This window comes from Dellaglioa sp. CoH-57-MRSF-20, assembly GCF_056781955.1.
On sequence record NZ_JBXAXV010000072.1, the window covers coordinates 1 to 546 of the forward strand.

Annotated in this window: 1 protein-coding gene; it reads right to left on the reverse strand. The window is 60.6% G+C overall.

What is annotated here, in order from left to right:
* Positions 1 to 269: 269 nt before the first annotated feature.
* Positions 270 to 546: hypothetical protein (locus tag AC1RPN_RS08150; protein ID WP_481763709.1), on the reverse strand; the 277-nt coding region annotated here is incomplete at its 5' end.

Here is a 546-nt window from a genome sequence, read left to right on the forward strand (position 1 = left end):
CGTTTGGCCCGGATCGCTCGGGGCCTACCCGAGTGCGGGCCCTAATCACACACTAACCCATCCCATCCCCGCATCGCAAAACGGCCCGAGATTGAGCCGTTTTGACCAACATTCGACGCGTCCTGTACATACCCCCATCGGGCCCATTTAGACCCCCGTTCCGCGCATTTATAATGGACGTTTTAGCACTCTACGGCGCACCCTCAGCCTGCCGGCCCCGGACGTGAAAAAGGGCCCCTAAGAGCCCCTTTTGTTCGGTTGTCCGCGCCTCAGACGGGGAACGCGGAATTGCCGTTGAATTCAGCGGTGTCCCGCACTTGCTCAGCCGTCATCGATGACGGCACCCACCGCGCACCCCGGAACGCAAACAGGTGCGTACGATACTGCGCGAGTGTGATCGGCGTTTCATAGACGCGGCCATCCGGGTACACGGCATAGAACGAGCCGATTACGTCGCTCGGTGCCTCAGCACGCGCAAACGACACGGATTGATAGCCCTTGCACCGGACGGGGGCGCTTGCGTTCGTGTTCGTCATTTTCTGTTCC